General features: G+C 72.8%; 10 protein-coding genes. 4 read left to right on the forward strand and 6 right to left on the reverse strand.

What is annotated here, in order from left to right; translation table 11 throughout:
- Window positions 1–3: 3 nt before the first annotated feature.
- Both C6361_RS31365 and C6361_RS31370 read right to left on the reverse strand, forming a co-directional pair.
- Window positions 4–1,611 carry an MFS transporter gene (locus tag C6361_RS31365; protein ID WP_107269949.1) on the reverse strand — a complete coding sequence of 536 codons (1,608 nt, stop codon included), beginning with the start codon at window positions 1,609–1,611 and terminating at the stop codon, window positions 4–6.
- Window positions 1,612–1,621: 10 nt separating this feature from the next.
- On the reverse strand, window positions 1,622–2,317 hold the full coding sequence (locus C6361_RS31370) for an SDR family oxidoreductase (protein ID WP_107269950.1): 696 nt from the start codon (window positions 2,315–2,317) through the stop codon (window positions 1,622–1,624).
- Between the two features lie 370 nt (window positions 2,318–2,687).
- On the opposite strand from C6361_RS31370, the gene C6361_RS31375 reads away from it, so the two are divergent.
- Window positions 2,688–4,214 carry an alkaline phosphatase gene (locus tag C6361_RS31375; protein WP_107269951.1) on the forward strand — a complete coding sequence of 509 codons (1,527 nt, stop codon included), beginning with the start codon at window positions 2,688–2,690 and terminating at the stop codon, window positions 4,212–4,214.
- A gap of 15 nt (window positions 4,215–4,229) precedes the next feature.
- Complete coding sequence (locus C6361_RS31380; RefSeq protein WP_234359136.1) at window positions 4,230–5,735, forward strand: hypothetical protein; 1,506 nt, start codon at window positions 4,230–4,232, stop codon at window positions 5,733–5,735.
- A gap of 19 nt (window positions 5,736–5,754) precedes the next feature.
- Here the strand turns inward: C6361_RS31380 and C6361_RS31385 are convergent, their stop codons facing one another.
- Together C6361_RS31385 and C6361_RS31390 are read right to left on the reverse strand one after the other, a co-directional pair.
- Entirely contained in the window at window positions 5,755–6,993 is a 1,239-nt protein-coding gene (locus C6361_RS31385) for a deoxyguanosinetriphosphate triphosphohydrolase (protein WP_107271297.1), read from the reverse strand.
- Between the two features lie 34 nt (window positions 6,994–7,027).
- Window positions 7,028–7,381, reverse strand: coding sequence for a VOC family protein (locus C6361_RS31390; RefSeq protein WP_107263248.1), 354 nt, complete (start codon window positions 7,379–7,381; stop codon window positions 7,028–7,030).
- Between the two features lie 443 nt (window positions 7,382–7,824).
- Between C6361_RS31390 and C6361_RS38545 the strand changes: the two genes are divergently transcribed.
- A complete protein-coding gene (locus C6361_RS38545) occupies window positions 7,825–8,331 on the forward strand; it encodes a roadblock/LC7 domain-containing protein (protein ID WP_234359137.1) in 507 nt (168 codons plus the stop codon).
- Window positions 8,332–8,502: 171 nt separating this feature from the next.
- On the opposite strand, the gene ppdK is transcribed toward C6361_RS38545, so the two are convergent.
- A complete protein-coding gene (gene ppdK, locus C6361_RS31400) occupies window positions 8,503–11,211 on the reverse strand; it encodes a pyruvate, phosphate dikinase (protein ID WP_107269953.1) in 2,709 nt (902 codons plus the stop codon).
- A 386-nt stretch (window positions 11,212–11,597) separates the two neighbouring features.
- Between ppdK and C6361_RS31405 the strand changes: the two genes are divergently transcribed.
- Window positions 11,598–13,286, forward strand: coding sequence for a beta-N-acetylhexosaminidase (locus C6361_RS31405; RefSeq protein WP_304598515.1), 1,689 nt, complete (start codon window positions 11,598–11,600; stop codon window positions 13,284–13,286).
- Between the two features lie 163 nt (window positions 13,287–13,449).
- Here the strand turns inward: C6361_RS31405 and dusB are convergent, their stop codons facing one another.
- Window positions 13,450–14,640, reverse strand: a complete 1,191-nt coding sequence (gene dusB, locus C6361_RS31410; RefSeq protein WP_107263252.1) for a tRNA dihydrouridine synthase DusB — start codon at window positions 14,638–14,640, stop codon at window positions 13,450–13,452.
- Between the last annotated feature and the right edge of the window lie 37 nt (window positions 14,641–14,677).

The following is a 14,677-nucleotide window of genomic DNA, read 5'->3' on the forward strand; positions in this document are numbered from 1 at the left end:
ACGTCACGGGTTGGCCTGGGCCGGCAGCAGGTGGCTCACCTGCGGCAACCCCTCGGCGTGTTCCAGCGCGCGCAGCTCGGCGGCCTGGTCGGCCTTGGTCAGCCGGCCGCCGTGCTGCCGCAGGTGCTCGTCCCAGGAGGGCAGCTCGTAGACCTCCACGAAGAGGTCGGCCGACTCGCCCTCCCGGAACAGGCCCCAGCGCGACGCGCCGGTGCGCTGCCGCGCCGCCCGCACCTCCTGCATGGCCGCGACGAACCCCTCCCGCCGCTCCTCCCGGACCGTGTACGTCAGCACCACCATCACCGGCCCGACGCTCGGGTCGGGCTCGTGCACCAGTTCGAGGTCGGGCCAGTGCGTCGCCGGGTCCCGTTCCACCGCGCGCAGGTCCGGCAGCGGCCACATCTTCACGGTGAGCCCGCCGAGGACCATCAGCAGCCCGGCGGCGACGTGCGCGAGGACCAGCCCCGCCGTGTCGGCGACGACGCCCCAGACGAGCGCGCCGATCGCCTGCCCTCCGGCGAAGACCACCTGGTAGACGGCGAGGCCGCGGGCGCGTACCCAGCCGGGGAGGAAGAGCTGCATCTCGGCGTTGAGGTTGGAGAGCACCGTCACCCAGGCCAGGCCGGCCGGCACCAGTGCGACCAGCACCACCGCCTCGACCGGTACCAGCGCCACCACCAGCATCGCCGCCCCGTAGGTCAGCCCGGCGACCAGCAGGAAGAGGTTCGGCGAGAACCTGCTCCGGACCCAGGGCAGCACCAGCCCGCCGGCCACCGCACCGGCGCCGAGCGCGGCCAGCAGGACGCCGTACCCGCCGGCGCCGAGCCCGAGCCGCTGGTTGGCGATCAGCGGCAGCAGCGCCCAGAGCGCACTACCGGGTACCAGGAAGAGCAGCGCCCGCAGCAGCAGCCGCTGCACGATCGGCGAGTGCCGGACGTACCGGCCGCCGGCCCGGAGCGCCGCGGTGAACCGCTCCGGCACCTCCACCGAACGTGAGGTGCCGGCCCGCCACCGGAGCAGGGTGAAGGCGAAGAAGAGGAAGGCCAGGGTGTTGAGGGCGAAGACCAGCGGTACGCCGGTCCAGGCGATCAGCAGGCCGGCCACCGCCGGGCCGACCGAGCGGGCCACGTTCACGCTGATCGAGCCGAGCCCGGAGGCGGACTGCAACAGGTTGCGCGGCACCAGGTCGGGGATGATCGCGGCCCAGGCCGGCAGGGTGAGCGCCTGCCCGACCCCGAAGGCGAAGGTGAGGGTGAGCAGCAGCGCCGGTGGCATCCGCCCGGTCGCGGTGAGCAGGGTCAGCGCCACCCCCACCGCGACGATGAAGAACTGCACGGCGATCAGCAGCCGCCGCCGGTCGAGGGTGTCGGCCAGGGCACCGGCCGGCAGCGCGAGCAGCAGGATCGGTAGGGCGCTGGCGGTCTGCACCAGGGAGACCAGGGTGGAGGCGTTCCGTTCGTCGATCAGCAGCCACTGGGCCCCGACGGTCTGCATCCAGGTGCCGATGTTGGCGACCAGCATCGCCACCCAGAGGCTGCGGTAGGTCGCCACCCGCAGCGGCGCCCACGCCGAGGGTGGCGGCTCGGCGGAGGCCGGCCCGGCGCTGACCATCGCCGGCGGGTTACCAACGCCCGTCGGCGCGGAGCACCCTCTGCCCGGAGACGTAGAGGTCGTCCCCGCCGAGCAGCAGCAGCCGGACGACCTCGGTCGCCACCTGCTCGGGCAGCGCGAAGATCGTGTCGAGGAACTCGGCGCCGACCCGCTCCTGGAGTCTGGTCGGCATCGGGCCGGGGTGGATCTCCATCACCTTGATGCTGTTCGTGCCCTGCGCCTCGGCCAGCGACTCGACCAGGCTGGTGCCGAAGCTCTTCGTCGCCCGATAGAGCGGGATGCCCGGCCGGGGCACGTCGGTGGCGAGCGCGCTGACGTAGACGATGTTGCCGTACCCCTGTTCGCGCATCCGCAGCAGCGCCTCGTGCAGCAGGTACGCCGTACCCAGCACGTTCACCTCGATCGCCCGGCGGATCGTCTCCGGGGAGAGTTCCTCCAGCCTGCCGCCGGCCCACATCGCGGCGCAGTGCGCCAGGCCGTCGATCGGGCCGTACCGGGCGACGATCTCCGCGAGGGCGTCCCGGACCTGCTCGCTGCGGGACATGTCGCAGACGATGCCGTCGCAGCCCAGCTCGTCACGGGCCTGGGACACCTCGTCCGGGACGTTGCCGAGGATCACGACCCGGTGGTCGGCGGCGAGGATCCGGGCGACCTCCTTCCCGAGCCCGCTGGTGCCGCCGTCCACCACGAATGTCCTGGAGTCCATGCCCACTCCACCTCCTCGTCGACGACGCGGTCCTATCAAGGAGGGTTTCACCTGTGGCGCGGGCGTGCGGCCATGATCGGGTAATCCGGGCGGGCGTACGGCCACGGCCGGCCGCCCCGGACCGGCCGATTCGGGACGGCCCGATGCTCGGGACCCGATTCGGGACAGCGGGTGCGTGACCGACCTCCGGCCAGGCTTCCGGCAGCGGGTGGTACCCGGTGGTCGACCGCGCCGCCCCCGATCGGCGGTCCGCGAGGCGGCGCCGGAGCCGGTGTGCGCATCCGCCCGTCTCGATGCGACAGCCCGGTGTCATCTGGGGTTTCGCGACGGTGCTTCCCCCGTTAATCCGGAGGATCCAGGGTTACCGGCCATGCAGAAGATCAATCGCCGCATCTTCGTCCTGGGTGGACTCGGTGCCGTCGGCACGGTCGCGCTGCCGCTGCGGGGTGCCGTGGCCGCGACCCCCTACCCGTTCAAGCTGGGCGTCGCCTCCGGTGAACCAGCACCGGACAGCGTCGTACTCTGGACCCGGCTCGCCCCGTCGCCGCTGAACGCCGACGGACAGGGCGGGATGGCCAACGCGGACGTCACCGTCGAGTGGCAGGTGTCGGCCGAGGAGCGGTTCGGCTCGCTGGTCGCCTCCGGCTCGGTCGCCGCGCGATACGCCGACGCGCACTCGGTACACGTGGTCGCCGGTGGTCTCGCCCCGGACGCCGACTACTTCTACCGGTTCCGGGCCCAGGGACACATCTCCCCGGTGGGGCGTACCCGGACCGCGCCGGCGGCCGGCAGCTTCGGCCGGGACCTGGTGATGACCTTCGCCTCCTGCGCGCACTACGAGTCCGGCTACTACACCGCCTACCGGCGGATGGCCGAGGAGAACCCGGGGCTGGTACTGCACCTCGGCGACTACCTCTACGAGGACGCCACCACCACCGGCTCGGTACGCGAACACGTCGGCGCCGAGATCGTCTCGCTGGCCGACTACCGCCGCAGGTACGCCCAGTACAAGTCCGATCCGGACCTCCAGGCGGCGCACGCGGCCGCGCCGTGGCTGCTGGTGCCGGACGACCACGAGGTGGAGAACAACTACGCCGGCACGGTACGGGAGAACAACACCCCGGCGCTGACCGCCGCACAGTGGACCGCCCGGCGTACCGCCGCCTACCGGGCGTACTACGAGAACCTGCCGCTGCGGCCCAGCTCGGCGCCGTCCGGCAACAGCATTCCGCTGTACCGGCGGATCCGCTGGGGGCAGCTCGCCACCTTCCACATGCTCGACACCCGGCAGTACCGGGACGACCAGGCCTGCGGGGACGGCCGCAAGGTCTGCGCCGACGCCGACCTGCCCGGCCGTACCCTGACCGGCGCCGCCCAGGAGGCCTGGCTCCTCGACGGCCTGGGCCAGCGGCTCGGCACCTGGGACATCATGGGTCAGCAGGTCTTCTTCGCCCGGCAGCTCGACGCGGCCGGGGCGGCGAACATGGACTCCTGGGACGGCTACCGCGCCTCCCGGTCCCGGATCCAGCAGGGCTGGACCCAGCGCGGCGTACGCAACCCGCTGGTGCTCACCGGCGACGTCCACCAGGCCTGGGCCAACGACCTCAAGGCCGACTACGCCAACCCGGGTTCGGCGACGATCGGCACCGAACTGGTCTGCACCTCGATCTCCTCCGGCGGCAACGGCTCCGCCGACACGGCGATCCCGAACGGCAGCGTGAACCCGCACATCAGGTTCTTCTCCAACCGGCGCGGCTACGTGCGTACCACCATCGGCCGGGCCCAGCTCCGGGCCGACTTCCGGGCGGTGGCCAGCGTCACCGAGCACGGTGCCCCGGTCTCCACCGTCGGTTCGTTCGTCATCGCCGAGGGCCGCCCCGGCCTGCAGGCCGGCTGAGAGGAAGTACCTCCGTTGAACCCCGTCATCTCGCTGCTCGTCACCTCCCTGCTGACCGTGCCGGCGCCGGCCGTCCCGACGACGTCGCCCACGCCGGGACCGGCGACGTCGCCCACGCAAGCCCCGGCGACACCGTCCGCGCCGGCCCCGGCGACACCGCCCAGCCCGGTCGCACCGACCGCCCCGACCCCCTCCCCGACCGGCGCCGCGACTCCGACCCCGACCGGCGCCGCGCCCTCCGGCGGTACCCCGACTCCGAGGCCGACCGGTACGGCCGGGCCGGGGCCGACCGGCCGGGCGGTCCCGGCCCCGGCCCCGGCCGAAATGGCCGTCGCCGCCGCGCCGGTCACCTGGACCACGGCGAACAGCACCGCCAGCGGCGACCAGGACGTGCCGGCGATCGCCGCCAACCGCAACGGCCGGGTCGCGGTGGTCTGGGAGGACGACCGCGACGCGACCGCGCCCGAGGACGACGCGCACTCCGAGATCTACCTGCGGGTGTTCGACAACGGCACCCCGGTCTACGAGCTGAAGCTCTCCGCCGGTGGCACCTCCGGGACGAACTGGAAGCACGTCACCCCGGACGTCGGCATCGACGACCGGGGCAACGCGGTGGTCGTCTGGGCGGACGACCCGGACGGCAACGGCTTCTACAACGTGCCGTACCGGGTGGTCTCGCCGACCGGCAGCGTGCTCGCCTCGGGTCGGGCCAACGCCTCCGCCGACGGCCAGCAGCTCCATCCGAAGGTGGCGGTGGACCCCGACGGCGTACCGAACAGCAGCACGGCGGTCGGCTTCAGCGTGGTGTGGGAGGACGTCCAGGGCACCGGGCCGGCGACCGTCCGGGTCGCCGGCTACACCGGCAACACCAGCAAGGCGTACGAGATGCCGGCCAGCCAGTCGACCGGCGAGCACCACCGGCCGGACGTGGCGGTCTCGGCATCCGGTGACGCGCTGGTGGTCTGGGACGAGGACGGCGACGCGAACGGGTCGTACAACGTCGGCCTGGCCCGGTTCGCCCGGTCGAACGGCGCGGTGAACCTCTCCCGCCGGATCGCCAACTCGGCCAGCGGCGGGCAGCAGCGCCGGCCCGCGATCGCGGCCAACTTCACCGGCGACTTCGCCGTGGCCTGGGAGTCCGACCACACCGGTGCGGCCGGGGTCTGGCTGCGCTCGTTCAGCAGCGCGGCGGCGGCCCGGCACGACGACGTCGAGGTCTCCACCGGCGCCGGTGCGGTCGCGCCGAGCGTCGGGATCGACGACCAGGCCAACGCGGTGGTCGGCTGGACGGTGGCGACCGCCGCCCAGGACGTCGCGGCCCGGGGCTTCAACCCGGACGGTACGGGGACCGGCCGGCTGCCCGGTCAGGTGCTCGGGCAAACCACCACCGGCCGGCAGGAGCAGATCGCGCTCACCTCGTCCCCCTGGGGTGAGGTCAGCGTCTGCTACACCGACGACAACGACGGCAACTCCTTCGACCAGGTCATCCTCGGGGTGGACGGGTCCAACTCGGACTGGTAGGCGGATGCCCGGTCGCCGGTCAGGGGTCGCACAACCGCCCGTGCCAGGCGACCGCCGCCGGGTCGGTGAGCGAGGCGACCTGGTCGACCACCACCCGGAGTCGGGTGCGGTCGTCCGGCGCCGCCTTCCACAGTGGTGCGAAGACCGGGTCGAGCACCTCCGGTGCCCGGCTCAGCAGCGCCGTCACCAGTTCGGTCAGGATCTCCCGCTGGTGCTCGTACCAGTCCTGCGCGCCCGGGCGGCGCATCACGTACCGCAGCGCCATCCCCTTCAGCAGCGCGCACTCGGCGCGGATCCGTCGGGGTACCACCAGTTCGGCGGCGTACCGGCGCAGCGGGCCGGTACCGTGCCGCCGTTCGGTGGCCTCGACGGCCGCCGCGACGAAGCGCCCGGTCAGCAGGCTGGTGCTCGCCTTCAACGCGGCTAGGGCCCGGTGGCTGCCGTCGTAGTCGTAGAGCGGGGCGAGCACCGGGTCGGCGAGCAGTCCGGCCAGCACCTCGGCGAGGTCGTCCGCCGACTCGGTCGAGTACCGCCCGGCGACGTCGGCGCAGAGCGCGGCCCGCTCGTCGGGGTCGGCCCGCAACTGTGCCAGCCGGAGTCGCAGGTAGCCGCCGTGGATGCCGTCCTCGACGTCGTGCACCGAGTACGCCACGTCGTCGGCCCAGTCCATCACCTGCGCCTCCAGGCAGCGGACGTCGCCGTCCGGGGCGCCCCGGCGCAGCCAGCCGAAGGTGTCGGCGTCGTCGGCGTACACCCCGAACTTGCGCTCGCCGGGCCGGCGCTGCCAGGGGTATTTGCAGGTGGCGTCGAGGGCGGCCCGGGTCAGGTTGAGTCCGGCGGAGGTGCCGTCCGGGCCGTACACCTTGGCTTCCAGCCGGGTCAGCACCCGCAGCGTCTGTGCGTTGCCCTCGAAGCCGCCGCAGTCGGCGGCGAGGACGTCGAGCGCGGCCTCGCCGTTGTGCCCGAACGGCGGGTGCCCGAGGTCGTGCGCGAGCCCGGCCACGTCCACGATGTCCGGGTCGCAGCCGAGGCGCCCGCCCATCTCGCGGGCGATCTGGGCCACCTCCAGCGAGTGCGTGAGCCGGGTCCGGAGGAAGTCGTCGGTGCCGGCGGTGTGCACCTGGGTCTTGGCGGCCAGCCGCCGGAACGCCGCCGAGTGCAGCACCCGGGCCCGGTCCCGCTGGTACGGGCTCCGCCCGTAGCCGCTGTCCTTCGCCGGTTCGGCCACCCGGCGCTCCGCGTCAGGTTGGCTGACCACGCCACCGATCTTCACCCGGCCGCCCCCGGCTCCGTCAACTCCGCCGGGCGAGTACGCAGAACTCGTTGCCCTCCGGGTCGGCCAGCACGATCCAGGTGTCGTCCGCCGACTGCCCGACGTCGACGTGCCGGGCACCCATGTCGACCAGCCGCTCGACCTCGGCCTCCTGGTCGGTCGGGCGCAGGTCGATGTGCAGCCGGTTCTTCGTCTCCTTGCCCTCCGGCACCGGTACGAAGATCAGGCCGGGCAGCGTGTCGGGTGTCCGGCGGATCTCCACCTCGTCCGGCAACTCGGCGACGATCTGGTAGCCGAGCGCCTCGGCCCACCAGCGCGCGAGCCGAGCCGGATCGGCGGCATCGACCACCAGGTTCTCCCACACGATGCCCATGGGCCACACCTCCGTCACGAGGGAAACGAAGTTCGCGTGTCGCTCAGGTTACGCCCGGGTTCCCGAGTCGGGCGCGCCAACGAACCCCCGACACACCACGCGGTTGACCTGGCGATCCGTACGCAACCGCCAAACAGCCGAGAGTTGCCGGACGATTGCCGATGGTCATGGGACGGCGTCGGGACTTCGCTCGGTGTAGCGTGCCGGAGTCGGAAGGTTACCGGGCGGGGGACCACCGACCCCGGCGGCGGTCGGCGAGCAGCGGGCGGCGCTCCACCGGGGGCGGCCGGCCGACCCGGGCGGCGCGGACCGCGTCTCATGACGACGTGGCAGCACCGTCGGAGGGCACCCGGCGACGTCGAGCGGCAACGAGGCCACAGGCGACGAGCGACGGCACCGAGCAAAGTCCAGCGGCACGGACCAACGCCCAAGGAGAGTCACCAGTGAACACTGATGCCGCCCTGCTGGCCGAACTGCACCGGCTGCGACGCGCGGTACCGGAGATATCGGGTGCCATACTCGCCGCCGTGGACGGGCTGCTGGTCGTCAGCGACCTGCCCGACACCGATCCGCACCACATCGCCGCCCTCTCCGCGGCGGGGCTCGGGATCGGGAGCCGCTTCGCCGACCTGGTCGGGCACGGGTCGCTGCACGAGGCCGTGGTCCGGGGCGCGGAGGGCTCGGTCGTCGTCTATCCGGCCGGTGCGGACGCGATCCTCACCACCGTGGTCCGGCCGGAGACCGACCTGCTCCGGCTGCACGCCGAGGCCCGGCCGACCGCCCAGCGACTCGGTGCGCTCTGGGACGCCGTACGGCAGCCGACGGTGGCGACGGCGATCCCGCCGGCCACCGACCCGGACGCACCGCTGGCCACCCGTACTCCGATGGCCGCCCTTCCGGCCGGGCTCTGGTCCTCCTCCGGCGACCGGCGCTTCCCCGGCCGGCAGTGACCGGCACGGCGCCGGGGCCGCACCCCGGCCCGTCCGGCGGCGTCACGTGCCGGGCGTCGTTCGGTTTGGCGGTCGCCCGCTGACCGCGACCGGTCGTCGGCCCGGTACCGGTGGTGAACGGCGTTGGCCAGCACCGGTACCGGGCGACGCGTACGGGACGGGGCCGGAGGGTCAGCGGCTGTCGGAGCCGGTGGACTCGATCACCGCGCGGCCGGCCTCCAGCCGGGCCACCGGGACCCGGAACGGTGAGCAGGAGACGTAGTCCAGCCCCACCTCGTGGAAGAAGTGCACCGATTCGGGGTCGCCGCCGTGCTCGCCGCAGACGCCGAGCTTGAGGCCGGGGCGGGCCGCCCGGCCCTCGTCGGTGGCGATCCGGACCAGCCGGCCGACCCCGTCGGCGTCGATCGACTCGAACGGCGAGATGCCGAAGATGCCCAGCTCCAGGTAGCGCCAGAAGAAGGCACCCTCCACGTCGTCGCGGGAGAAGCCCCAGCCCATCTGGGTCAGGTCGTTGGTGCCGAAGGAGAAGAACTCGGCGGCCTCGGCGATCTGCCCGGCGGTCAGCGCCGCCCGGGGTACCTCGATCATGGTGCCGATCAACACCTCGACGGCCTGTTCCCGGGTGACCTCCGCGATGATCTTTTCGGCCTCGGCGCGTACCGTCTCCAACTCCTGGACCGCGCCGACCAGCGGGACCATGATCTCGGGCTTCGGGTTGCCGCCGGCCCTGGCGCACTCCACGGCCGCCTCGACGATCGCCCGCACCTGCATGGCGAAGAGGCCCGGGATGACCAGGCCGAGTCGCACCCCGCGCAGGCCCAGCATCGGGTTCTGTTCGTGCATCCGGCGTACCGCGTTGAGCAGGGCCTCGTCCCGGGCGGCGTCCTCGCCGCGCTCGTGCGCGACCGCGACGTGCACGGCCAGCTCCTCCAGCGAGGGGAGGAACTCGTGCAACGGCGGGTCGATCAGCCGGACGGTGACCGGCTGGCCGTCCATCGCCCGGAAGACCTCGCCGAAGTCGGCCCGCTGCAACGGCAGCAGTTCGGCCAGCGCGGCCTGCCGCTCGTCGTCGCTGCGGGCCAGGATCAGCCGCTCGACCAGTGCGCGGCGGTCACCGAGGAACATGTGCTCGGTGCGGCACAGGCCGATCCCCTCGGCCCCGAACCGCCGGGCCCGGGCCGCGTCCTCGCCGGTGTCGGCGTTCGCCCGGACGCCCAGCCGCCGCTTGGCGTCGGCGTGCGTCATGATCCGGTGTACGGCGGCCACCAGCGGATCGTCGGTGGTCGCACCGTCCACGCTGCCCTCGAAGTAGCGAACCACCTCGGAGGGCCAGACCGGCACCTCGCCGAGGTAGACCTTGCCGGTGGTGCCGTCGATGGAGACGACGTCCCCCTCGGAGACCGTCTGGCCGTTGACGGTGAACCGGCGTTGCCGGACGTCGACGTCGAGCGAGTCGGCGCCGCAGACGCAGGTCTTGCCCATTCCCCGGGCGACCACGGCGGCGTGACTGGTCTTGCCGCCGCGCGAGGTGAGGATGCCGCGCGAGGCGATCATGCCGGGCAGGTCGTCCGGGTTGGTCTCCCGGCGGACCAGGATGACGTCCTCGCCGGCGTCGGCGAGTTCGACCGCCCGGCTCCCCTCGAAGACCACCTTGCCGACCGCGGCGCCCGGCGAGGCGCCGATGCCGGTGGCCAGCGGGGACGGGTCGGCGTCGAGCCTGAACCGGGGGAACATCAGCTGGGCGAGCTGTGCGCCGTTGACCCGGTGCAGCGCCTCGTCCAGGTCGATCAGGCCCTCGTCGACGAGCTGGGCGGCGATCACGAACGCGGCGGCGGCGGTGCGCTTGCCGACCCGGGTCTGCAACATCCACAGTTTGCCGCGCTCGATGGTGAACTCGATGTCGCAGAGGTCGCGGTAGTGCTCCTCCAGCCGGGCCATGATGGCCAGCAGTTCGTCGTACGCCGGCTTGTTCAGCTCTTCGAGCTGTTGCAGCGGGACGGTGTTGCGGATCCCGGCCACCACGTCCTCGCCCTGGGCGTTGGCCAGGTAGTCGCCGTAGATGCCCTGCGCGCCGCTGGCCGGGTCGCGGGTGAACGCCACTCCGGTGCCGGAGTCCGGCCCGAGGTTGCCGAAGACCATCGCCACGACGTTGACGGCGGTGCCGAGGTCGGCGGGGATCCGCTCCTGCCGCCGGTAGAGCACGGCCCGTTCGGCGTTCCACGAGTCGAAGACCGCGTTGATGGCGAGTCGGAGCTGCTCCCGGGGCTGTTGCGGGAAGTCCCGCCCGGTGTGCTTCCTGAAGATCGTCTTGTACGCGTCGACCAGCGCCCGCAGGTCGTCCGCGTCGAGGTCGAGGTCGTTCTCGGTACCCTTGGCCCGCTTGGCGTCGTCGAGGGCGTGCTCGAAATCCTCGCCGGGTACGTCGCAGACCGTCTTGCCGAACATCTGGATGAGCCGGCGGTAGGAGTCCCAGGCGAACCGCTCGTTCCCGCCGGCCTGGGCGGCGAGGCCGGTCACGCTGGCGTCGTTGAGCCCGACGTTCAACACCGTCTCCATCATCCCGGGCATGGAGAACTTGGCTCCGGAGCGGACCGAGACCAGCAGCGGATCGGCCGGGTCGCCCAGCCGCTTGCCCATCCCGTCCTCCAGCGCGGACAGGTGCGCGTCGATCTCGTCGGCCAGCCCGTCGGGTTGGGTCCCGGTGGCGAGGTACGCCTGGCAGGCCTCGGTGCTGATGGTGAAGCCCGGTGGAACCGGCAGCCCGAGGTTGGTCATCTCGGCCAGGTTCGCGCCCTTGCCACCGAGCAGGTCCTTCAGGTCCTTGTTGCCCTCGGTGAAGTCGTAAACGTACTTGTGTCCCGCCGTCTGCTGCGCTGTCAACGGACCCTCCCACGTGCGCCGTTCGACACTGAACGAAGGTTTAGCCGCTCTCTACGTACCCAGGGGACGGTTGCCCGTACCAGCGGGAATCGCCGGCTACTGGTGGGCGAAGGCTAAGGGACCGACGCGCGCCTTGGGACCGTTCGGTGACAATCCGCACAGCTGCGAGGGCTGTACGTGTTCGCGCGGTTGTGTGGGAACGATCCCATGCGCAAGATCAGTCAGCCGGAAGAAATCGGGCCGCTTCGGCGTTGGGCTGGATCGACCAGGTGCCACGGAAGGGTCGTATCACAGGGTGACCAACCCTTGACACGCGGCCATTTCGTACGTACGTTTCATGAGATTTGCCCGGAAATCACCTGCGGCTCCCCCCGGAGAGATCTGCCGTGCGACCTACCACCTTTCAGTCCCGGTCCACCCGCACCCCGGCCGACACCCCGCCCCGACTGACCGACGTGCTCCCCGCCCCCGCCCGGGTCGAGCCGGCCGCCGGGGTGGAGTTCATCCTGACCCCCGGCACGACGATCCGGACCACCCCCGGCCCCGAGGCGAGCGCCGTCGGCCGACACCTGGCGGAGCTGCTGCGCCGCCCCACCGGCTATCCGCTGCCCGTGGTCACCGCCGGCCAGGCCGACGGGCCCGGCGGGATCTCCCTGCTGCTCACCGGCGACGACGGATCGACCGGCCGCTCCCGGAAGCCGCAGCCCGGCGGCGCCGGCTCGGCCGAGGGCTACCACCTGGAGATCAACTCCTCCGGCGTGGTGGCCCGGGCCAGCACCGCCGCCGGCCTCTTCTACGCGGTGCAGACGCTGCGGCAACTGCTGCCGCCCAAGATCGAGTCCGCCCGGCGGCAGCCCGGCCCGTGGGCGATCCCCGGCGGCACCATCGAGGACCAGCCCCGGTTCGGCTACCGGGGCGCGATGCTCGACGTGGCCCGGCACTTCTTCGCCGTACCGCACGTGCTGCGCTTCGTCGACCACCTGGCCCGGTACAAGCTCAACCACCTGCACCTGCACCTCACCGACGACCAGGGCTGGCGGATCGCCGTCGACTCCTGGCCCCGACTGGCCAGCATCGGCGGATCCACCGAGGTGGACGGCGGCCCCGGCGGCTACTACACCAAGGAGCAATACGCCGAGATCGTCGCGTACGCGGCCGCCCGGCACATCACCGTCGTACCCGAGATCGACCTGCCCGGGCACACCAACGCGGCGCTGAACGCGTACGCCGAACTCGCCCCGGACGGCGTCGCGCCACCGGAGTACACCGGCACCGACGTCGGGTTCAGCGCGGTCGCCGTCGACAACGAGCGGACCTACCGGTTCATCGACGACGTACTCGGCGAGGTCGCCGCGCTCACCCCCGGCCGCTACCTGCACGTCGGCGGCGACGAGGCGTTCACCCTGGACCGGGCCGCCTACACCCGGTTCATGAACCGGGTCCAGCGGATCGTCACCGGGCACGGCAAGCGGGTGCTCGGCTGGCACCAGCTCGCCGTCGCCGAGCACAGCGCCGGCCGGGTCGTCCAGTACTGGGGCACCGCGACCGAGGACCCGACGGTGGCGGCGGCGGTCCGGGACGGCGCGAAGCTGCTGCTCTCCCCCGGCAACCGCAGCTACCTCGACATGAAGTACTCGGCGACCACCCTGCTGGGCAAGGACTGGGCCGGGCTGGTCGAGGTCCGCGACGCGTACGACTGGGATCCCGGCGACTACCTGGCCGGGGTACCGGCCGAGGCGGTGCTCGGGGTGGAGGCGCCGCTCTGGACGGAGACGATCCGGACTGTCGGCGACATCGAGTTCATGACCTTCCCCCGGCTGCCGGCCATCGCCGAGCTGGGCTGGTCGCCGGCACGGGCCCGGGACTGGGCGGACTTCCGGCTGCGGCTGGCCGGCCAGGGCGTGCGCTGGAGCACGGCCGGGATCACCTTCCACCGCTCGCCCGACGTGCCGTGGGCGGGCGCTCCGGTCGTACCCGAGCCCCGGCCCGCCGGATCGACGGCGCGCGGCGGCGCAGCGGCGCCGGCCGGAGACGCGCCGCCGCCCGCCGACGACCAGCCGGTGCCGATCGCCTGACCGGGTCGGTCGGTCGCCTGCTCGTGCTCGGTCGGGTGGGCGCAGACGGGGCAGCTCGACAGTCCCCGGACCGAATGACATGTCGGGACGACCGAATGACATGTCGGGACCACGGTCGAACTCCCCGGCGGTCTTGCCGGCCCCGCGCGCGGTGCGGCGGCGCTCAGCCGCCGGAGTCGGCGAGTTCCGCGCCGGCCGGCACCTCGGCGCTGTCCCGGTCGGCCAGCCAGCCGTCCGGCAGGAAGACCTTGCCCGGCGAGTTCGTCCGGCCCCGGGGCTGGCCGAGCGTCTCCAGCGGGAACGGCTCGGCCGGGTCGAGCTTGCCGAGCAGGTCGTCCAGCTCAGCCAGGCTGTTCACCATCGCCAGGGCCCGGCGCAGCTCGCCGCCGACCGGGAAACCCTTCAGATACCAGGCGACGTGCTTGCGGAAGTCGACGCAGCCGTCCCGCTCCGCGGTGTCGGGCCGGTCGCCTCCGGCGAACCACTCGACCAGCAGCTCGGCGTGCCGGCGCATGGTCGCCGCGACCTCGCCGAGGGCCGGCAGCCGGCGTACGGGGCGGCCGTCGAAGGCCGCCGCCAGGTCCGCGAAGAGCCAGGGCCGGCCGAGGCAGCCACGACCGACCACCACACCGTCCGCCCCGGTGTGCGCGACCATCCGCAGCGCGTCGTCGCCCTCCCAGATGTCGCCGTTGCCGAGTACCGGCACGTCCAGCGCCTGCTTCAGGGTGCCGATCGCGTCCCAGTCCGCCGTACCGGAGTACCGCTGCGCGGCCGTACGCCCGTGCAGCGCGACCGCCGCCACCCCGGCCTCCTGGGCGGCGAGCCCCGCCTCCACGTACGTCAGGTGGTCGTCGTCGATGCCCTTGCGCATCTTGACCGTCACCGGCACCCCGGCAGGGGCGGCCGCCTCGACCGCCGCCCGGACGATCCGGGCGAAGAGCCGGCGCCGCCACGGCAGCGCGGCCCCACCGCCCTTGCGGGTGACCTTCGGCACCGGGCAGCCGAAGTTCAGGTCCACGTGGTCGGCGAGGTCCTCCTCGACCACCATCCGGACCGCCGCCGCCGTCACCTCCGGGTCGATCCCGTAGAGCTGGAGGCTGCGCGGCCGCTCGTCGCCACCGAACGCCACCATCCGGAGCGTCTTCGGGTTCCGCTCGACCAGCGCCCGGGTGGTGACCATCTCGCAGACGTAGAGGCCACCGCCCTGTTCCCGACAGAGGCGCCGGAAGGCGACATTCGTGATCCCGGCCATCGGGGCGAGCACCACCGGCGGCCAGACCGGATGCCCGCCCAGCTTCAGCGGGCGGGCAGCGGCCGGTGGCGCGAGGTCGGTCGTGGTCACGCGTTCGAGCATGGCACGTCCGTGCGGGACCTCGGTGACCAGGCGGGCC

Origin of the sequence: Plantactinospora sp. BC1 (assembly GCF_003030345.1) — a bacterium.
Classification (GTDB): Bacteria; Actinomycetota; Actinomycetes; order Mycobacteriales; family Micromonosporaceae; genus Plantactinospora.